This window comes from Dysgonomonas termitidis (assembly GCF_054657735.1).
This window is the reverse complement of the sequence record NZ_BAAHYD010000002.1, coordinates 139,796-160,813: the sequence shown is the minus strand read 5'-3', so window position 1 is coordinate 160,813 and position 21,018 is coordinate 139,796. Positions and strand designations below refer to the sequence as shown.

Annotated in this window: 11 protein-coding genes; 8 read left to right on the top strand and 3 right to left on the bottom strand. The window is 42.8% G+C overall.

Annotated elements, in window-relative coordinates; all coding sequences use genetic code 11:
* Positions 1-8 precede the first annotated feature (8 nt).
* The 4 genes from ACYQ3L_RS05030 to ACYQ3L_RS05015 all read left to right on the top strand — a co-directional run bounded on the left by ACYQ3L_RS05030 (position 9) and on the right by ACYQ3L_RS05015 (position 8,749).
* Positions 9-2,477: a glycoside hydrolase family 127 protein gene (locus ACYQ3L_RS05030; protein WP_379994618.1), complete on the top strand. Its 2,469-nt coding sequence runs from the start codon at positions 9-11 to the stop codon at positions 2,475-2,477.
* Positions 2,478-2,488: 11 nt separating this feature from the next.
* Entirely contained in the window at positions 2,489-3,316 is an 828-nt protein-coding gene (locus ACYQ3L_RS05025) for a M90 metallopeptidase family protein (RefSeq protein WP_379994619.1), read from the top strand.
* Between the two features lie 191 nt (positions 3,317-3,507).
* Positions 3,508-5,943, top strand: coding sequence for a glycoside hydrolase family 127 protein (locus tag ACYQ3L_RS05020; RefSeq protein ID WP_379994620.1), 2,436 nt, complete (start codon positions 3,508-3,510; stop codon positions 5,941-5,943).
* A 586-nt stretch (positions 5,944-6,529) separates the two neighbouring features.
* Entirely contained in the window at positions 6,530-8,749 is a 2,220-nt protein-coding gene (locus ACYQ3L_RS05015; protein ID WP_379994621.1) for a S9 family peptidase, read from the top strand.
* Between the two features lie 58 nt (positions 8,750-8,807).
* Here ACYQ3L_RS05015 and ACYQ3L_RS05010 read toward each other — a convergent pair whose 3' ends face one another.
* A complete protein-coding gene (locus ACYQ3L_RS05010) occupies positions 8,808-12,398 on the bottom strand; it encodes a glycoside hydrolase family 2 TIM barrel-domain containing protein (RefSeq protein ID WP_379994622.1) in 3,591 nt (1,196 codons plus the stop codon).
* A 484-nt stretch (positions 12,399-12,882) separates the two neighbouring features.
* Between ACYQ3L_RS05010 and ACYQ3L_RS05005 the strand changes: the two genes are divergently transcribed.
* The 3 genes from ACYQ3L_RS05005 (at position 12,883) to ACYQ3L_RS04995 (ending at position 15,786) form a co-directional block, all read left to right on the top strand.
* Positions 12,883-13,377: a 3'-5' exonuclease gene (locus ACYQ3L_RS05005; RefSeq protein WP_379994623.1), complete on the top strand. Its 495-nt coding sequence runs from the start codon at positions 12,883-12,885 to the stop codon at positions 13,375-13,377.
* A 119-nt stretch (positions 13,378-13,496) separates the two neighbouring features.
* On the top strand, positions 13,497-14,252 hold the full coding sequence (locus ACYQ3L_RS05000) for an NYN domain-containing protein (protein ID WP_379994624.1): 756 nt from the start codon (positions 13,497-13,499) through the stop codon (positions 14,250-14,252).
* A gap of 208 nt (positions 14,253-14,460) precedes the next feature.
* Positions 14,461-15,786, top strand: coding sequence for a KamA family radical SAM protein (locus ACYQ3L_RS04995; RefSeq protein ID WP_379994625.1), 1,326 nt, complete (start codon positions 14,461-14,463; stop codon positions 15,784-15,786).
* A 65-nt stretch (positions 15,787-15,851) separates the two neighbouring features.
* Here ACYQ3L_RS04995 and ACYQ3L_RS04990 read toward each other — a convergent pair whose 3' ends face one another.
* Positions 15,852-16,670 (bottom strand): DUF3108 domain-containing protein, encoded by an 819-nt coding sequence (locus ACYQ3L_RS04990; RefSeq protein ID WP_379994626.1) that lies wholly within the window; start codon positions 16,668-16,670, stop codon positions 15,852-15,854.
* 27 nt (positions 16,671-16,697) lie between these two features.
* Positions 16,698-18,704 (bottom strand): Ig-like domain-containing protein, encoded by a 2,007-nt coding sequence (locus tag ACYQ3L_RS04985; protein WP_379994627.1) that lies wholly within the window; start codon positions 18,702-18,704, stop codon positions 16,698-16,700.
* A 297-nt stretch (positions 18,705-19,001) separates the two neighbouring features.
* Between ACYQ3L_RS04985 and ACYQ3L_RS04980 the strand changes: the two genes are divergently transcribed.
* Positions 19,002-20,942: a sialate O-acetylesterase gene (locus ACYQ3L_RS04980; RefSeq protein ID WP_379994628.1), complete on the top strand. Its 1,941-nt coding sequence runs from the start codon at positions 19,002-19,004 to the stop codon at positions 20,940-20,942.
* Positions 20,943-21,018 lie beyond the last annotated feature (76 nt).

The following is a 21,018-nucleotide window of genomic DNA, read 5'->3' as shown; positions in this document are numbered from 1 at the left end:
TATCTGAAATGAAAAAAATGACCCTCCTTTTGCTCCTGTCAGCCCTTCTGTTTTCAGGCTGCAAAGGTATTAAAGAAGAACCGGCAAATATACAGCTGGGCGAGATCAAAGAAGTTCCGTTCACGGATGTCCACTTTACAGATGAGTTCTGGCTGCCACGGATGGAGATCAACAGAACAGTATCCATTCCGTCTGCCTTCCACCAATGCGAAATCAACGGGAGGTTCGACAACTTTGCTCTGGCAGCAGGTTTGATAAAAGGTGAACACAAAGGAGATTTCTCCTTCGACGACACCGACCCTTATAAAATTATCGAAGGGGCATCCTATTCCCTTGCGGTAAAATACGATCCCAAGCTGGACGCATACCTCGATAGTGTAATCACTCTGATTGCAGCGGCCCAGGAGCCCGACGGCTATCTTACAACCTGCGTTACCAACAAGTGCACGCGTCTTTCGGGCTGGTGGGGCAACTCCCGCTGGGAGAAAATCAACAGCCATGAATTATACAACAGCGGCCACCTTTACGAAGCAGCTGTTGCCCATTATCAGGCAACCCAAAAAAGGACATTACTTGATGTGGCCATCAAGAATGCCGACCTTGTATGTCAGGTGTTCGGTCCAAATGAGGGACAGAAACATGTACCATCCGGTCATCCGATTGTAGAAATGGCACTAGTAAAGTTATACAATGTAACCAATAATAAAAAGTATCTGGATATGGCACGTTACTTTGTCGACGAAACAGGACGCGGTACGGACGGACACAGGCTCAGCCCATACAGTCAGGATCACATGCCGATACTCGAACAAAACGAGATTGTGGGACATGCCGTACGTGCCGGATATCTTTATTCGGGTGTTACGGACGTAGCATCTATGCAGCACGACCACAAGCTGTTCGATGCCGTAGACCGTGTATGGAACAATATGGCAAGCAAGAAACTGTATATCATCGGAGGTATTGGTTCCCGTGCACAGGGCGAAGGCTTCGGCCCGGACTACGAGCTGAACAATTTCAATAACTACTGTGAAACATGTGCATCCATTGCCAATGTGTACTGGAATCAGCGCATGTTTCTCGCTACGGGTGAATCCAAATATATAGATGTACTGGAAAGAGCGCTCTACAACGGGCTTATAGCAGGAGTTTCCCTGAGTGGTGACAAATTCTTCTATGGAAATCCGCTGGCGTCGGATGGAGGATTTGAGCGTGCACCATGGTTCGGCTGTGCATGCTGTCCGGGAAATGTAACCCGCTTCATGGCTTCTGTCCCGGGATATGCATATGCCGTGAATAAAAAAGATATCTTCGTAAATCTGTTTGTTGAAGGTAATTCTCAAGTAATGCTGGACAATAATGAAGTGGAATTGGTACAAAAAACCAAATATCCGTGGGAAGGCCATGTTGAAATAGAAGTTAACCCCTCCTCACCCGAAAAATTCTCCATGTTAGTCCGAATCCCCGGCTGGGCAAAAAACAAGCCCGTACCTTCCGACTTATACCACTATGTAGACGGAGCAAATGCTGATGTTAAGATACTGGTAAACGGACACGATGCAAAAAAGAGAATCAGGGGAGGATATGCCGTTATTGAACGTGAATGGAAGACCGGAGATAAAATCTCAATACATATGGATATGCCGGTAAGAAGAGTACAGGCACATAAAGATGTGAAATACGACGAAGGACTCTTATCCATGGAGCGTGGGCCTATCGTTTATGCATTGGAGAGTATAGACCAGAAGAAAGATTATCTCTTTGATGTGGTGATTCCACGCGATTCGAAAATAGAACCGCATTTCGAAAAAAGCCTGCTGAACGGTGTTATAGTACTCGAAGGAAATGCCTATTCGGTAGAAAAAGATTCTGTAAGTGGCAGCACGGTAGAAAAACCGTTTACGTTCAAGGCTATCCCTTACAGTACATGGAACAATCGCGGGCAGGGACAACTTATAGTATGGACACCCGAAACTTCTCAATACGCTATTCCAAAGCCCGAACCTACTCTTGCATCACAGGCATGGCAAATAGGGGGATGGGGCTATAATGACCAGTTCGAACCGAAATCCTCGGCAGATATCAACACTCCGTATCATTACTGGTGGCTAAAAGCCGGAACAGAAGAGTCTATCGGCTACAAATTCAAAAAGCCGGAAAAAATATCAAGCACTGAAGTTTACTGGCTGGCATTCGAACACTATGATGTAATCTACAAAGCGCCCGAATCATGGAAACTATTATACAAAGACGGCAATTCGTGGAAAGAAGTGAAAAACACATCTCCATATGGAACCGAACTGGATAAATATAATAAAGTAACATTCGAACCGGTAACCACAACGGAACTGAAGATGGTTGTACAACTGCAAAGGCCGGAACCTGAAAAAGCTTCGGATGAAAACGGGCCTCAGGTAGTAGATGCCGGCCGGAAGGGATATTCCGGCGGGGTTATAGAATGGAAGGTTAACCCATAGAATAATAAGCGATGATGAAAATAAGATTACTATATTCATTCTTTTCTATACTATTTATAATCTCAATTTATAGCTGCTCCGACAAAAAGGGGCAGCTTTCTCTGCATGAAGTGACGGTAACTGCTGTACCCGATACTTTAGGTCTCGACCCATTCTATAAGAAATATACGGATGCTGAAGGGATTCCCGTGGTATCGTCCGCCAATGTCAATGACAGCGCATTAATCAGGGCAAGCAAAGTGATTTCACAAATCTTATCCAAACGGGAAGATGTAAAGAAAGCAATGATAGCCAAAGGGTGCAAGGTGATGATTATAGGTGAAAAGGAGGAAGTATGCGACATTCCCGAATACAAGAGAATATGCGATACACCCGAAAATACTGCTTATTGGAACAAACGTGCCCGTGGTTTCGGTGGAGCTCCTGAACACGATTTCAGTGCCAGTTGCGGCGAAGAGAATGTAATTTGCCTTCCGGGGGACAGGTATAAAGGAGAAAGTATCCTTGTACATGAGTTTGCTCACATTATCCACATGATTGGTATTCTGGGTATAAACCCGGATTTCGACAACGAACTGGAGGCTCTGCGCCTGAAAGCCATCGGAAAGGGCTTATGGAAAGATACCTATGCCATCAGCAACAAAGAGGAATATTTTGCCGAAACGGTACAATCATTTTTCGACTGTAACAAATATTCCGCCGAACCAAACGGGGTGCATAACTCTATCAATACCAGAGTAAAACTAAAAGAATATGACCCTGATATGTATAATCTGTTATTGCAATATTTTCCCGAAATAGAATTGGATTTATGCTCTGATAACAGAACAAATCAGTAACAAATATGAAGAAAAGCATATTTTCCATATAATTTACGCTACTTTTAAGCTCATTGTACGGACAGGAAGTCAAACATAGGTGACTATGTAAACCGAGTCAAACAGAGGCCACGTTCTACCGGATACCTGCATTCGCTCAAATTCTTCGATACACCGTTAACTCAGGATGAAAACAACAAACAGATATAATTATGAAAAAATTAAGCTTAGTTATCCTTTTACTTACCTGCTACTGGCTGGCAGCCCGGGGATGCAACAATCCGGGGCATCATCATGCCCATCAGCAGAAAGGAGACAACAAGGACTACCCTATCCAGCCGGTAGCCTTTACTTCGGTCAAATTCTCGGACAAGTTCTGGGCGCCACGCATCCGCATCAATCAGGATGTAACAATACCGATTGCCCTCGGTCATTGCTACAATACAGGACGGGTAGATAATTTCAAGAAAGCGGGCAAACTGATGCCGGGTTATTTTGCTACTCAACTGACTTTCGACGATACGGATATCTACAAGATTATCGAAGGCGCGGCCTACTCTATCCAGATGTTCCCGAATAAAGAACTGGAAGCCCGCATGGATACATTGATCTATTACATCCAAAAGGCTCAGGAACCCGACGGATATCTATATACAGCACGTACTGCCGGAGAACCGGGAAAACTGCATGAGTGGGTAGGTGAAAAACGTTGGGAAAAAGACCCCGACCTCAGCCACGAGCTTTATAACTGTGGACATCTTTACGAAGCGGCAGTCGCTCATTATCAGGCGACAGGAAAACGCTCCCTGCTCGATGTGGCTATCAAAAATGCCGACCTGCTGGTAAAAGATTTCGGGCCGGGTAAACTGGCTTACGAACCCGGACACCAGATCGTAGAAATGGGACTGGCAAAGATGTACCGTGTAACGGGTAAAAAAGAATATCTCGACCTCGCCAAATATTTCCTCGATCTCAAAGGCTACGGACACAGCGGCGAATACAGCCAGACACACAAACCTGTCATCGAACAGGACGAAGCCGTAGGGCATGCCGTACGTGCTGCCTATATGTATTCGGGAATGGCCGATGTGGCTGCTTTGACAGGAAATGAGGCTTACCTGCATGCCATAGACAAGATTTGGGACAATGTAGTTACCAAGAAACTGTATATCACGGGGGGCATCGGAGCAACAGGACACGGCGAGGCTTTCGGCAAGAATTACGAACTGCCGAATATGTCGGCCTACTGCGAAACCTGCGCCGCTATCGCCAATGTGTACTGGAATCACAGATTGTTCCTGCTTCACGGCGATTCGAAATATTATGATGTGCTGGAACGTACTTTATACAATGGATTGATTTCGGGTATCAACCTCGACGGCAACCACTTCTTCTATCCTAATCCGCTGGAATCGGTGGGACAGCACGGACGCAGCGAATGGTTCGGCTGTGCATGCTGTCCGAGCAATGTATGCCGCTTTATGCCCTCGATACCGGGATATGTATATGCAAAGAAGGATGATAAGATATATGTGAGCTTGTTTGTAGAAAGCGAAGGTGAAATAGAATTGGGTAAGAATAAAATCAACCTGTCACAAAAGACCGGCTATCCGTGGGATGGTAATGTAACTATCAATGTAGATCCTGCAAAATCAGAAAAATTCGATGTACTGGTAAGAATACCGGGATGGGCATTGAATAAACCTGTACCAAGCGACCTTTACACTTACCTGAATCCGAAAAAGGAAGCTGTTAAGATAAAAGTGAACGGAAAAGATGTAGATTACACAATAGGAAGTAACGGTTACGTAACCCTTTCTCAAAAATGGAAAAAGGGAGATAAGATAGATTTATCGTTCCCTATGGACGTTCATAAAGATATCGCAAACGAAAAAGTAGAAGACGACAGGGGAAAAGTAGCTATCGAGCGCGGCCCTGTCGTATATTGCCTCGAATGGGTCGACAACAAAGACCGTGTACTGAATGCCGTGCTCGAAGATAATGTCGTATTTACAGAAGTTTTCCTATCCGACAAACTAAGCGGCATCATGCAACTGGAAGCAAATGCCAAAAGCGCATCGCGGGATAAAGACAATAATGTAATTATAGAAGACAAGCGCCTGACCGCCATTCCGTATTACGCATGGTCGAACCGTGGTTCGGGAGAAATGGCTGTATGGATACCGCGTACTGTGGAATCGACACGCCCATTGCCTCCTCCGACTTTCTGTACGAATGCGAAAGTATCCGCTTCTTCTCCTAACAAATCAATGAGCAGCGTTAACGACGGTTACTGGCCGAAGGACTCTAACGACAGGCATGTACCGTTCTTCACCTTGTGGCCGAAAAATAATTCACAGGAATGGATTGTTTACGATTTCGACAAACCTGAAACATTTTCTACTGCCTCGGTATTCTGGTACGACGACGGGCCTTGGGGCGGTTGCCGCATTCCTCTGTCGTGGGGAGTACAATACAAAAACGATAAGGGAGAATGGGTAGATGTGAGAGCCAAAACGCCGGCCAAACCGGAAAAGAATGCATTGAATACAATGGATTTCGAACCTGTAACAAGCCAGAGCGTACGCCTGCTATTCCAGTTGCCGGTACAAGAATCGGCAGGTGTTTATGAATTCGAAGTGAAATAGCACATGTAGATTAGGATAGAGGATATGCAGAAATGATTTGTAAAGTTTTAGTATGCATATCCTTCTGTTTTTTGATAAAAGTTTATCTATATGGTAAAGCTATTAGCCTTTAGCTTATAGCTCTTTGAAGAAATGGGAAGGATTTAAAGATTCAATGTTTAATAATTTAAAAAGTGGAAAAATGTATTACGTTTGTTACTTTTTGGAATTCGCAGGGGTGCCCCTTGTGGGTACCTGTTAATCGTAATACCGGACAGACACACAGGTCTGCCCCTACAAGTATAAAAAAAGTGGCAGTAAAAAAAACTTGGAAAAAGTGTCAGGTTTGTCAAGTTTTGAAATCGTAGAGTTGCTCTACACAGAATGCAAAAGGTGTTACCTTTGTCACTTTTTTACCACGGAGAACCAACGGTCGGCGGAGCAAAAAAAGAGTAACACAGAGTTTTTAATAAACGGGATGCTTCGCTCTGCTCAGCATGACAAGACACAGCACTGTTAACTGATGACTGTTAACTGTTCACCGATATTCCTGTTACTTTTGTTACTTTTTAACTATATATCGTTAATATATGTAAATAAATATACAATGAAAAAATTACTTATTTTTACTTTACTTATTTCTTCTTTTGCCTACGGGCAAACTATCGACAGCCTGTACAAACAAGCTGACAGGTTCAGAGATAAATATACTGACAAATATTATTACGGCTTGTCAGATATTAAGCCTGTAAACGAATCACATAGCTTCTGGTATCTGACCCGGACACCAAAAGGAAATGAATTTTTCCTGATAAATGCAGATAAAAAAGAGGTAAGTCCGGCCTTCGATCAGCAAAAGCTGGCTGCATCGCTGGCCAAGGTCATCAACAAGGAAACAGACCCGTATAAGCTACCGTTCAGGACATTACAATACAGTAAGAATATGGATTCTATCTATTTCTCTGTAGATGATACGAGATATATCTGTTTGCTGGCCGATTATACACTTATCAAAGATAAAGATCAAACTCCCCGTAATGATTATTATTGGGGTGGTATCTTTAAGGAAGACAGGAAAGATAAGGTTAAATCACCTGACGGAAAGAAAGAAGCTTACATTTCGGAAGGCAATCTCTGGGTGACTGATTTGGCTACAAAAGAAAATAAGAAGATAAGTATTGACGGCTCTGTTTCTGAATACTATTCGTCCAATATCTACTGGTCGCCCGATTCGAAAAAGATTGCCTGCTGCAAGTACCGTCCTGCCGAAACACGCAAATTATTACTCATTTCTTCTTCTCCAAAAGACCAGCTACAGCCAAGAACAGAAGAGTATGATTACCCGAAGCCCGGTGATGCACTTCCGATCAGGCGACCTGTAGCATTCCTTATAGATGAAGGAAAAGCCATTGAATATAAAGTCCCTGACGTGGAAGCGCAATTCAGTCTGGATAATATAAAATGGGATAAAGAGAGTCGCTACTTTACATTCAATTTCAATAAGCGGGGACATCAACAGTATGTTATTTATGCAGGAGATATCTCGACAGGTAAAGTGCGCCCCGTTGTAGATGAAAAAAGCAAGACCTTCGTTTATTACAATGCACTGTACCAACATTGGTTCGAAAACGGGAAAGAACTGCTATGGATATCCGAACGTGACGGCTGGCGGCATATCTATCTCTATGATGTATTTACAGGAATGGTGAAGAAACAATTGACAAAAGGCGAGTGGGTTGTAAAATCCGTTGTCAATGTGGATGAAAAGAAACGGACGCTGATATTCAAAGCATGTGGCATGGATAAAGGAGAAGACCCATATCTGGAAAAGTATTATTCATTAAACATAGACAATGGCAGGATACAGCCGCTTACACCGGAGAATGCCAACCATAACGTTACTTTCTCCTCCGATTATACTTACTTTGTCGACAGTTATTCGCGCGTCGATCTGCCTCCTACCCTTGTCGTACGGTCTGCCACAGACGGAAAGGTTATACTGAAACCTCAGCAACAACCAGATATATCAAAAGCTGTAGAAGCAGGATGGCGTATGCCGGAAGTATTCTCGGCAAAAGGTCGGGATGGGCAAACAGACATCTGGGGAGTAATTGTGCGCCCGTCAGACTTCGACCCGACAAAAAAATATCCCGTCATCGAATATATCTATGCAGGGCCGCACGATTCGCATGTACCAAAATCGTTTGCCATCAGCCAACGGTGCAGCGAACTGTCCGAACTGGGCTTTATAACGGTGATGATAGACGGTATGGGCACAGCCAACCGTTCGAAAGCATTCCACGATGTGTGCTGGAAAAACCTGAAAGATGCAGGTTTCCCCGACCGCATCGCATGGATGAAAGCCGTGGCAGCCAAATATCCCGAAATGGATATAGAGCGTGTCGGCATTTACGGAGCTTCGGCAGGAGGACAGAATGCAATGGGTGCATTGCTGTTCCATCCCGAATTTTATAAAGTGGGCGTAGCTGCCTGCGGTTGCCATGACAACAGGATGGATAAAATATGGTGGAACGAACAATGGATGGGCTATCCTGTAGGCAAAGAGTACGAAGAATGTTCGAATGTGGTGAATGCCAAATTGCTGCAAGGCAATCTGATGTTGATACTCGGCGAACTGGATAATAATGTAGATCCGTCGAGCACATTACAGGTGGTAGATGAACTGATAAAGCAGAATAAAGAATTTGAATTTGTGATGCTGCCGGGAGTTAGGCATACACTGGGAGAAAACTATGGAGAACGTAAGCGTCGTGACTTCTTTGTAAAGCACCTGCTTGGAATTGAAACCCCGAAATGGAACAAATAAAAGCAGAAATCCGTCTGTATTTTCAGAATACAGACGGATTTCTTAAAGCTTTAACTATTTATTTTGCAGGTTGTATCCTGAACGAATAGCTTAGATTCTGATTAGCAGGGATCATATATTCAGGCAGAGGCAGAGGCCCGCAGCTTGCATTACCAAGTCCCTGTTGGATGCAATCCAGACTGAGATAAGTCTCCGGTTTACGGATCTCATCCAGCTTGAAGTCATGTATAGCTTCCCATAAAGCCTGATCGGTAAAATGCAAAGCCGTGAATCCCAGTCTGTCTTTGGATGATATCTTCAATCCCTGGCCACTTTGGTTTGTAATGCTGACCCATCTTACATCATCACGGTTACCCATACTCTGGGCACGGACATAATGCTCTTCCTCCATGCCTTTTACAGTAGTAGCATACTGACCGAAGGATGCAGAGTGTTTTCTGTCCCAGTAATTCTCATGTGGGCCACGGCCATAGTAGCGGACATTTTCCATATCTTCAGGCAGTACAACCTGTAGTCCCAGACGGTGTATGATCCGTCCGTCTTGCGGAGAAGTGAAACTGGCGTCCACATCTATTGTACCATCGGCGTAGATTACATATTTCACCAGATACGGTACACGAACCGGTTTCTCGCTGTTGATGGTGGCCGTAGTGCTCGATATTACCGTAACCGACTTACCGTCAGTAGCCGTTTGATAAGTAAATATCGGCTTATCGTTTGTTGCCGGATAGTATTTCTGGTCGGCATATTTGTCGTTGTTCACACTGCGATACCAGTTCAGGTTAAAGCCGTTGTTATTGAATATCATCTCTTTGCCGCTATACTGCAATGAGGTCATAATTCCGGTCTGAATGTTGAATACAGCCTTGAAACCTGTGCCATCGATAGTAAGGTTGTCTCCCTGCGCATTAGCAGCGATATCCGGCATCACCGAAGTATTCACTGCCGCCAACGGGAGCCTTCTGTTCAGGGCAAATTGTTCAGCCGCAACTGTATGTCCGGCTTTCGCCCAGCTTGCATCCTTTCCCAAAGAGAAAGACAGATTGAGGAAATATTCACTGCCTGCATCCAGGTTCTTGCTGTAAGGGATTGTTATCACTGTCTTTTGGTTAGGAGCCAAGTCGACAGGGGCCATTTTGCCCGACTCCACTTTTACTCCGTCTTTGATAACTTCCCATGCGATATCAAACCCGTTCAGGTCGGTAAAGTCGTACTTGTTCTCAATCTCTACCTTTCCTGCACCCAACGAGAGGGCTTTGAACTTAATGTACTGGTAAACCTTCTTTACCTCCAACAGCTTGGCAGTAACCCGGCGGTCAGGGGTAGTGAGCCCGTTGTTTACAAAGTCGAAGTCATTCGGTTTATCCCCGAAGTCTCCACCCAGATAGTACTGGTTGGCAGGCTTTCCGTACATATTCAGCCCCTGGTCTACCCAGTCCCATACACATCCGCCAATCATACGCTGCGACTGATTCTCGATATAATCCCAGTATTCGGCGAGATTGCCCGGAGCATTCCCCATAGAGTGGGCATACTCGCAAAGGAAATACGGCTTGTCGGAATCTTGCTGGTCAAAAGCTGCCATCCGGGCCATATCCGGATACATGTGCGAATCGATGTCTGCCAGTTCATTCTTTCCTTCATAGTGTACCGGACGTGAAGGGTCGAGAGCCTTAGCCACTTTATACATTTCATCGAAGTTATCGCCACTTCCTCCTTCATTACCTAACGACCAGAAGATTACAGACGGGTGATTCCTGTCGCGTTTCACCATCCGGTCCATTCTGTCCTTATATGCAGGAGCCCAACTTGGCATACCGCTGATCGAATGATTACCATGATTTTCACAATCGGCCTCATCCATCACATACAACCCGTAATAATCATGCAGGGCATACATACGCGGGTCGTTCGGGTAATGGCTTGTGCGGATTGTATTCAGGTTGTGCTGCTTCATCAGCAGGATATCCTGTATCATAGATTCTACAGGAACGGCCTTACCGAACTGAGGATGAATGTCGTGACGGTTTGCTCCTTTGAAGAACACCTGCTCATTATTTACATATACACGCTTGTTCTTTATCTCTACCTTGCGGAAGCCGAATTTGGACGACATCGCTTCCACTACATTCCCGTTATTATCTTTCAGGGTGACAACAGCCGTATAAAGGTTCGGCTTTTCTGCCGACCATAGAGCAGGTTTGCTTATTGTAGCCTGCAGATCATAAACCTGTTCCTGCCCGCCCTTCAGAGCCTCTACCGGTTGAGAAAGGTTGGCCACCTCTTTACCCGCCATATCCAGCAATGATATATTCATGGTTGCAGGCTGAGATGCTTTTTTATCATAGTTCTTTACAGATGCATTGACTTTAAACGCGGCGCTACTGTAGTCATCCCCCTTAAACTCAGACTGGAGGAAGTAGTCACGCACATGCACTTTAGGAGTAGCGAACAGGAATACACTCCGGTGGATACCACTCAGGCGGAACATGTCCTGGTCTTCGATATAGCTACCGTCCGTCCAGCGATATACTTCCGCAGCAATTGTATTGTCTCCGGTTTTTACATAGCTTGTGATATTAAACTCGGCCACGTTGTTCGCGCCCTGGCTATAACCCACCTTTTTCCCATTTATCCATACATAAAGCCCGCTATATACTCCATCGAAATGGAGGAATATCTCCTTTCCGTCCCAATCGGCAGGGATTGAGAAATCGCGGCGATACGATCCAACAGGATTTACTTCTATCTCGTTCGTATATCCTTTCTGCGGTTGTATAAAAGGTGGATTATTTCTGAAAGGATATGTTATATTAGTATAAATAGGCGTCCCGTAACCGTGCATTTCCCAGTTGGAAGGGACAGGTATCTCTTTCCATGAAGAAACATCATAGCTCATCTTATAGAAATCGGAAGGACGCTCCGAAGGCTTTTTTACCCAATGGAACTTCCAGTTACCGTTCAAAGACTTATATAAAGAAGAAGCCGGCTCTTCCCAAGGTTTGTCAAAAGTCTTATCCGCTTTGAGGCTCTCTAAGGAAGGGAAAGTATAATAAGTGACATGTCCGGGCTCTTTATTGATGGCGAAAATGGTCTCATTTTCCCAATCGTATATACTTGGTTTCTGTTTCACTTCTTTCGGCGCTTTTATGTTGGTTGGTACTAATCGCCACACCTGAGACGATGCAGGCATCTGAAATACACGTGCACCTACAGCATCATCCCCGTTATAAGCTATTGTCATTCCGCTGCTCCTGTGCGAGATACTGTATGCTCCGGTTCCGGTAACCGTAAATTTCCATTGCTGGTTTCTGTTGGTCGGATTGGCATCCCATTGGATAACAGGGTTTCCGTTGCCTGCCGGCTCATTATCGTTATCAATGCTCTTATTGATAAACGGATTGGTAATAGTATAATAACCGCTGGACAGTTTAACTATTTTCCATACCTGTCCACGATTGTTCCTGGCATCTTTTGCCAGATACATATTTGCCGAATTGTCAGGGGCATCACGGTTATCGATAACCAGACCCGAAGGACTTACCAATTTGTATAAAATATCAGGATTGATTTCCTGCGGGGAAACTTTCGTGCTGATAAACAGCAGACTTATCACAAATAAAAGGTGATAGATTGTTCGTTTTTGCATGCAATTAATTTTTGATGGTTCTGGGTTTATAAGGTTCATTCTCTGTTGGAAAAACAAAGATAATTCTTTAACAATTGAAATTCAAAAACTTCTCACTTATTCTTATCAATTGATTATGAATTAAGCAGATTGTAAAATAAAGAGTGGTACAGGTGTTATTTTCATCAGAAATTTTATCTATAGGTATAAGCAGCATACAGATTACTCGCTTATCGTTCTTTGACGTATTGATTAAAGCAGTTACGAATTACATGCTGACTGATGACTGTTTACTGTTAACTGAAAAGTTACCTTTTATATAGTGTTCCTTCCTTAAACATTAAATTTCTAAATCCTAAAAATTTAAAAGGGTTAGAAGCCAGAAGCTATATGTTATAAATAAAGATATTTAAGAAAAATAAACCTGTTTTATATAATCATCCCGGGGCTGTAATTTCCCGGTCTGATAAATTCTTTCTAATTTTATTCCTCATAATAAAACAGTATGTTACGGGATTTTGCAGCAATAGATTTTGAAACAGCCAACGAACAACTGTCGAGTGTTTGCAGTGTGGGTATCGTCATCGTGCGGGACGGAATTATCTGTGACCGCTTCTATAGCCTTATACAGCCGGAGCCAAACTATTATACTTACGGAAACAGCAATGTGCATGGCCTTACATATGAAGATACTCTAAATGCCGAAGTTTTCTCAAAAGTATGGATGCAGATAGAACCTCTGGTTGGAGAACTGCCTCTGGTTGCTCATAATAAAGGCTTTGATGAAGCCTGCCTGAAAGCTGTATTTAAGACTTACCGGATGGACTATCCTGATTACAGATTCTATTGTACGCTGGCCGCGTCGAGGCGTCAGTTACGCCATCTGCCCAATCATCAATTACACACTGTAGCTGAAGATTGCGGATATATACTTACCAACCATCATAATGCACTTGCCGACGCGGAAGCCTGCGCAGAGATCGCGTTACAGTTATTATAAAACCATGCTTTCTGTGCACGACTATACCTCAAAGTGAAAGCCTGTAAATGTTTTTCATAGAAAGGCAAGCAATATTTTTTAAAAAACCGTATATTTGATAATAACTAACAATTGAATGTATGGTACCAAAATCAGATATGAAGCTGGCAGTCCTTATCGATGCCGATAATATACCCTACTCCAACATAAAAGGTATGCTTGATGAAATAACCAAATTCGGAATACCAACTATCAAACGCATTTATGGAGATTGGACTAAACCCTCGGTATCGGGATGGAAACAGCCCTTGCTCGAACATGCCATAACCCCGGTACAACAATACAGCTACACTACAGGAAAGAATGCAACAGACTCCGCCATGATCATCGATGCGATGGATATATTGCATAGCGACAAAGTAGACGGTTTTTGCCTTGTATCCAGCGACAGCGACTTCACCCGCCTGGCCGTGCGGTTGAGGGAATCCGGAATGTTTGTGCTCGGACTGGGGGAGAAGAAGACCCCTAATCCTTTTATTGTAGCCTGTGACAAATTCATTTACATAGAGATACTTGAGAATTCGGATAATCAGCAGAGCGCACAATCGCCCGGAGCATCCACAGAAACCAAGAGCCCTAATATTGAACCTGTAAACAAAAAACTTATCCAGTTACTCAAAAGTACCATCCGCGATGTGGCCGATGATGATGGCTGGGCATATCTCGGTGAGGTTGGTAACCTGATCATTAAGAAGCGTCCCGATTTTGATTCACGCAACTATGGTTTTCCCAAACTAACCCCTCTGATAAAATCACAGAAAAAGGTTTTTGAAATAGACGAACGGGATATTGACAAGAGCCGGACAAAGCTCATTTATGTGAAAGTGAAGGAATAGATATTCCTATAATTTTTTTAATTCAATAAACGGTAATATTTCTCTGACTATAGGTATATGAATGCCTATGGTCATTCCTCTTTCTTTGTCTCTCAAATGTTATAATACTATAAAATATGTAACAGGATCTTCAGTCAGGCCTCCTTACGGCAATATTTTCCGTATATTGTAAAGAATCAACAAAATATATCAAATTTTTAACATTAAGATGGACAGAGTATTAAAATCATATACTCTCCACAATTTCCTGACTATTCCTCAGATAACGTCATTATCGAAAGAAATGGTAAAGGATATCGAAGTTGTAGGAAGAGTATTACCATTTAAAACAAACAACTATGTGGTGGATGAACTGATAGATTGGGATAATCTTGACACCGACCCTATTTTTACATTGAACTTCCCGAGACGGGGTATGTTGGAGAAGAAGCACTACGCAGCAGTAGAAAGGCTTCTGAACGAGCACTCTGATGGAAAAGAACTAAATGAGAAAATACAGCAAATACGATTATCCCTCAACCCTCATCCGGCCGGGCAGGAACATAATGTTCCCTATCTGGGAGAAATAAAGCTGAAAGGTATTCAGCACAAATATCCCGAGACAGTCTTATTCTTCCCCAGTCAGGGACAAACCTGCCATGCATACTGCACATTCTGTTTCCGGTGGCCGCAGTTTTCAGGGATGAGCGGACTGAAATTTGCGATGAAAGAAGCCGACCTGCTCTTCAAATACCTGTGTCTGCACACAGAAGTCACCGATATACTGTTTACAGGCGGTGATCCCATGATAATGAACGCCTCTACACTGGAAGCCTATATAAAGCCTCTGTTGGAACCGGAATTCGACCATATCCGCACTATCCGTATCGGAACAAAGTCTCTGGCATACTGGCCATACAGGTATCTGAGCGATAAAGACAGCGATGACATTATCCGCCTGTTTGAACTCGTAAACCGTTCGGGTAAGAATCTTTCTCTCCAGGCTCACTTCAATCATCCGAGAGAATTGTCTACCGAGGCCGTTAAGCAAGCCATCGCCCGTATTCGTTCGACAGGTTCGCAGATACGCACCCAATCCCCTCTCCTGCGCAATATCAATGACAAACCCGAGCTATGGGCCAAAATGTGGCGCAAACAGGTCGATCTGGGATGCATCCCGTATTATATGTTCATTGCCCGCGATACAGGCTCGAAGCATTACTTCGAATTACCGCTGGAAAAATGCTGGAAAATATTCCGGCGTGCTTACCGGCAGGTCAGCGGCCTGTGCCGTACCGTCAGGGGGCCCAGCATGAGTGACCATGCAGGAAAGATACAAGTGTTGGGTGTGCAGGAAGTAAAAGGAGAGAAGATATTCGTTCTCCGTTTCATACAAGGACGGAACCCAAAATGGGTGGATATTCCTTTCTTTGCCGAATACGATCCTAAAGCAACATGGTTCAATCAGCTAAAGCCTGCTTTTGGTGAAGAGAAATTCTTCTTTGAGGAACAACGTACCAAATTGGATGCCACTAAACCATTCTTATTCGAATAGCGGCCGTCCTTTTTCTACAATATAAGGGAGCAGCTTCCGGTGACGATTCCGGAAACTGCTTTCTTTTATTTTGTTCTTACAGGATACCTGTTTCCTTTATAGCTTTTGAGCATAGCACGTGTGGAGCCGATATTCAGCTTCGAGTCGAGTCGTACCGGCATACGGTTATTATCGTTGGTTATATATACCTTCATAGCTTCTTTTCTATCACTGAAGGCATCATCCATAATACTTAGCGTCAGCTTCATACAGCTATATTCTTTATCATCGTTCGCTTCCACGATCTCTATTCCCTCATATTCTATCACCATATTCACTTTCTTCTTTCCCGAAATAAAGTCGACTTTAACAGTCTCCCCTTTTTTCATCCCGGAATAATTGAGGGTGCGGGCATAATATACAACACTCATCATATCATACATACAAGAATGAGACGTTAGTGTTTCGTTAAATTTAAAATCGCCGTTTTTATGTCTTATTGTATTTATGCTTATCTTATCTCCCGTATAGGTATATGTTACTCTTTCCTTTGTATAATCTTTACCTTCCGCCGCGTTCTTAATATAGGCAAGAGGCACTAAATCTTTTGTAAGATAACACGACAAAGTATCATTCAGGCTGAATATCTTCCTTGCAGTACCTGTCGACTGAGCCATCAGGGTCATTTTAAGAGCGTCAGTATTATTATACCTCTCAGCCACAGTCTTTAATGTAGATATTCCGGCTTTGGTATGGATGAGTCCGTATTTGAAATACAAATCGTAAGTCATTTCCTCACCTGCCTGAAAGTAGATGTTATTTATTTTACATTTACCCTGCGCCTGTGTTTGCATACTGACTAAAACCAATAACACCAGCGCTATTCCTGTAATTCTTTTAATCATACTCTTATAATTTTTATCCGATCGGCATTAGTATCCACTATTCATATTTTGACTATTGCTTCTCGCCCCATATTGGGAATTGTTATTTCTGTTCGAGTTCGGATCGGTTGAATTCCTCGATCTTTCTCTGTTTTGCTGATTCTCTTTTTCTTCTTTTTCTTCTAATTGCTTTCTCCTCGATTCTTTTTCCTGAGGTTTCTGTTTTGTAATTTCCAAAGGTTTCTGCTTGGCCAATGTAGCCGGGTCTATTAGCCAGGCTTCATCGTCATAAACCTCCGAATAAGCCCTTATTTTATATTCCTTAGGTGAATAACAAACCATTTCCGGCTGTAAACCTTTCTGGAAATCGCCTGTATCCCATATTCCGTTATTATTGCTGTCCAGTACAATGCGTACATAATATGACCCCGGGTCCAAATCTTTAAAGACTGCAATATTATCTATGACCCGAGTTTTGCGAATTGGTTTATCCGACTTATCTAAAAGTTCCATAAAAGAGGGAATACTATCTATACCTGCAACCCTGATGGCAAGCTGTCCGTACTGATCTTCAGCCTTTACTTTGAATTTCTGGTCGATCTTATTATTCCATAGCCCATATATACTATATATAGAAGCTGAGTCTATTTGTATACGGTATTCATTATTATAGCCCCATTTATTCCGGATAGTATATTTTCTCGGATTCACACTATCCACTTCCAACTGGAACGGGATATCATAATACACAGTATCTCTCAGCTGCTGCAACTTTATTTTGTTGGATAAAGTATCTGTAATAGGTTCCTCAAACAACAACGAAATACTTTTATGAGTATCCCATGTAGAAGAAAGATTATTTATTATGTTCAGGAAAGTAATTTCAGGTTCGTCACTTTCGCCATCCTTCTTCTTTTTCTTCTTATCGTCTTTTACCGGCTTCCGGGTTCTGTCCATAAAAGTCAGGGTATCAGTTACCGGCAGGGATTGGTTCAGTGTGTCTGTTTTCAGGTAAGTAAGCCTGATAGACAATGTATCTATTGCGGCCACCTCTTTATCCTTGATCCAATATGTTATAGTATCGTTTTTAGGAGTTCGTTCCATTATAAACCAGTCTTTGCTTCCATCGAAGTTCAACGGCTCTATCCGAGGCATCTCTGTGGGTGCTCCAAAGAAGAGCGACAGTTTATTCTGAGTACGCTCATGTTTTTGTAAAAACTGGCGCTGAAAGCCGGATTTGAAAGTGCGCAATACTATATTATCCGGTAAAAAGCGAGTATATTGTACCGCTACAACAGTATCTATCACTTTTTTTTCCTTGTCCACATAAGTGGTATCGAAGCGTGAAGCCCTTTCGGATGCAGGCTCTACAATAGTTTCCATAAAAGCAATGGCTTCTGACGGATTATCGTACATATAATCGCGGTTAGAGTCATCCAGTGCGTACAACCTATACTTGCCGGGAGCCACACCCCGGATGGTAAAGTCACCGGACTCGTTTGTACGCGAGATGCGTTCAAACTTTGTCTTGGTAAAAGCTGTATCGTTCAGATTGGAATGAAGGCCGACATAGATACCCTTTACAGGCTCCAGATTGTCCGACGTAAGTACTTTTCCAGACACGGCCATAGAGTCCACCACATCGCCTGTAGAGAAAGAAAAGGAGAAATTCTCTATCGGATTCTTCTCATTATTATCTACTATAGAATTCGTAAAGTCAATCGTATATGTCGTATTCGGCAATAAAGTGTCCCTAAGTTCCACATTTACTTTCCTGTTCACAGTATTGATAATCGGAAACGACTTCTGAGGCGGGGTAATGATTACATTTTCCGAAGGCCTTTCTATTGTAACATTTTCATCAAACTCGATAACTATCTTCCCTTTTTTTATCTGAGTCGCATTAAACCCGGGATTACTTCTTACCACTTTAGGCCCTTCCAGATCATAGGCACCTCCCGTTGGTGATGCCATATTAGCACAAGCGGCTGCAACTAAGGAGATTACACCTAAAATGAGCGAAAATAAGATATGCCTTTTCAAAAAATGTAACATCTGTTTTTCTAAGTTTTACGCAAAAATACAACGTTTTATACATAAATTTGCCATGAAGTACATAAAATAGCTTAAATCAGTTTCTAATCAGAAACTCCCTGGCCGCCGGAATGAGAAAATCTCTATAATCTACGTAATCTTCCTTGAGGATAAGGTTACAAAGTGTTGCCTTTTGATGATTTCCGGTATGTACAAAAATCAAATATTTTCATACATTTACTTTAAATATGCTCACTATCTATTTGGTCAAATAATTATTTAGTACTTATTTTACGTTATCTAATATCAATTTACATTATGACAAAAAATCTGACTTTTCTCATTTGTTTTTTTAGCGTTGCTATTTCTGTTTTGCATGCAGAAGTGAAGTTGCCCCGCATATTTTCGGATAATATGGTACTTCAACGCGATAAGGTTATAAAAGTATGGGGCTGGGCTGATAAGAATGAAACGGTAGAGGTAAGCTTCCTCAATCAGCTTAAAAAAGTAAAAGCCGATAAAAATGGGACCTGGAGTATCGAGTTGACATCTATGCCTTACGGCGGGCCATACACTATGCAGGTAAAAGGGAAGAATAACACCATAACTCTTAAAAATATCCTTATCGGAGAAGTTTGGCTTTGTTCCGGACAGTCGAATATGGAATGGCAGTTAAAAAACTCAATGAACGCGAAAGCTGAGGTCAGCAGCGCAGACTATCCCCGAATCCGGTCTTTCAATGTTGTGAAAGATTTGAATATGAAACCGAAATCAGATATCAAGGGTTCATGGGAAGTATGTTCACCTGAAACTGCTGGTGATTTTTCTGCTGTTGCATACTTCTTTGCACGCAAATTGTATCAGGAACTGAACGTTCCGGTTGGAATAATCAATTCATCGTGGGGAGGTACAGATATAGAAACATGGACTAGTCCGGAATCTTTCAGCAAGCTGGGCGATACCTTTAAAGAACGATATAAAGCTCTTAATATCACAGATTTTGATAAATTTGCTAAAGAAAGCGAAGAAGGGAAAAAAGCTTTTACTCAGGCTATGCTCAATGATCCCGGAATAGCGGAATCATGGTTCAATCCGTCTCTCAATACAAGCACATGGAAGAAAATACAGGTACCAAAACTTTGGGATGGAGAACTGTCCTCTGTAGATGGCATTTTATGGTTCAGATATACTCTTACACTTCCGGATAATGTTGAAGGAAAATCCGGAACAATACAGTTGGGTCCTATCGACGATAATGATATAACATGGATAAACGGGATTAAGATTGGTGAAACAAACGGATATAATATCAATCGTTTGTACACAGTTCCGGCAAATATCCTTAAAGCGGGGCAAAATATCATAACGGTGAAAATCGTGGACAATGCCAGCGGCGGTGGCCTATATGGGAAACCCGAAGCCCTTACCCTGGATGCTGGGGGAAAATCATATCCTTTGGCCGGAGACTGGTTGTACAAAGTAGCGGTAAGCAACAAGGCCTTCAACTATGTAGAGTTTTCTCCCAATACGTATTCATCCCTACTTTATAACGCCATGATAAATCCGATTATTCAATATGGTATTAAGGGTGCTATCTGGTATCAGGGAGAGAATAACGCAGGACAGGCTTATAATTACCGTACGCTCTTCCCGAATATGATTACAGACTGGCGAACAAAATGGGGTTACGAATTTCCATTCTATTGGGTGCAACTGGCCAACTTCATGGCAAAAGACGATTTACCTCAAGATAGTAACTGGGCTGAATTACGAGAAGCTCAAAGTATGACTTTATCTCTGCCGAAGACAGGTCAGGCGGTAATTACAGATATAGGGGAAGCTAACGACATCCATCCCCGTAATAAGCAGGATGTAGGACTTCGACTGGCCTTAAATGCTTTGAATAAAGATTATGGCAAAACGGACATAATCTATTCCGGCCCGACATTTAAGTCTATGGAAATAACTGGAGATAAGGCAATTATCAGCTTTAATAATATAGGAAAAGGACTGAAATCCACAAACAAATACGGCTACATAGAAGGGTTTGCCATTGCCAGGGCTGATAACAAGTTTGTGTGGGCTAAGGCTTATATTGAGGGAGATAAGGTTATTGTCTATTCCGAGAATGTATCCAGGCCTGTATCTGTTCGCTACAGCTGGTCGAATAATCCGGATGTGAACTTGTTCAATTCGGAAGGATTGCCGGCAGCCCCGTTCAGGACAGACAGCCTGAAAGGAATTACACAAAGGGATTGAAGATTCGGATTGTAAAGGATAAAGAACCCGCCCCAACTACAGCTTAGTATGGGGCGGTTATAATTTAAGAATAGTT

Bases quoted from the DNA above. Each gene is read 5' to 3' on its own strand.
- ACYQ3L_RS05010 (WP_379994622.1), bottom strand. From the start codon at position 12,398: ATGCAAAAACGAACAATCTATCACCTTTTATTTGTGATAAGTCTGCTG.
- ACYQ3L_RS05025 (WP_379994619.1), top strand. From the start codon at position 2,489: ATGATGAAAATAAGATTACTATATTCATTCTTTTCTATACTATTTATA.
- ACYQ3L_RS04980 (WP_379994628.1), top strand. From the start codon at position 19,002: ATGACAAAAAATCTGACTTTTCTCATTTGTTTTTTTAGCGTTGCTATT.
- ACYQ3L_RS04995 (WP_379994625.1), top strand. From the start codon at position 14,461: ATGGACAGAGTATTAAAATCATATACTCTCCACAATTTCCTGACTATT.
- ACYQ3L_RS05000 (WP_379994624.1), top strand. From the start codon at position 13,497: ATGGTACCAAAATCAGATATGAAGCTGGCAGTCCTTATCGATGCCGAT.
- ACYQ3L_RS04990 (WP_379994626.1), bottom strand. From the start codon at position 16,670: ATGATTAAAAGAATTACAGGAATAGCGCTGGTGTTATTGGTTTTAGTC.
- ACYQ3L_RS04985 (WP_379994627.1), bottom strand. From the start codon at position 18,704: ATGTTACATTTTTTGAAAAGGCATATCTTATTTTCGCTCATTTTAGGT.
- ACYQ3L_RS05020 (WP_379994620.1), top strand. From the start codon at position 3,508: ATGAAAAAATTAAGCTTAGTTATCCTTTTACTTACCTGCTACTGGCTG.
- ACYQ3L_RS05015 (WP_379994621.1), top strand. From the start codon at position 6,530: ATGAAAAAATTACTTATTTTTACTTTACTTATTTCTTCTTTTGCCTAC.
- ACYQ3L_RS05030 (WP_379994618.1), top strand. From the start codon at position 9: ATGAAAAAAATGACCCTCCTTTTGCTCCTGTCAGCCCTTCTGTTTTCA.
- ACYQ3L_RS05005 (WP_379994623.1), top strand. From the start codon at position 12,883: ATGTTACGGGATTTTGCAGCAATAGATTTTGAAACAGCCAACGAACAA.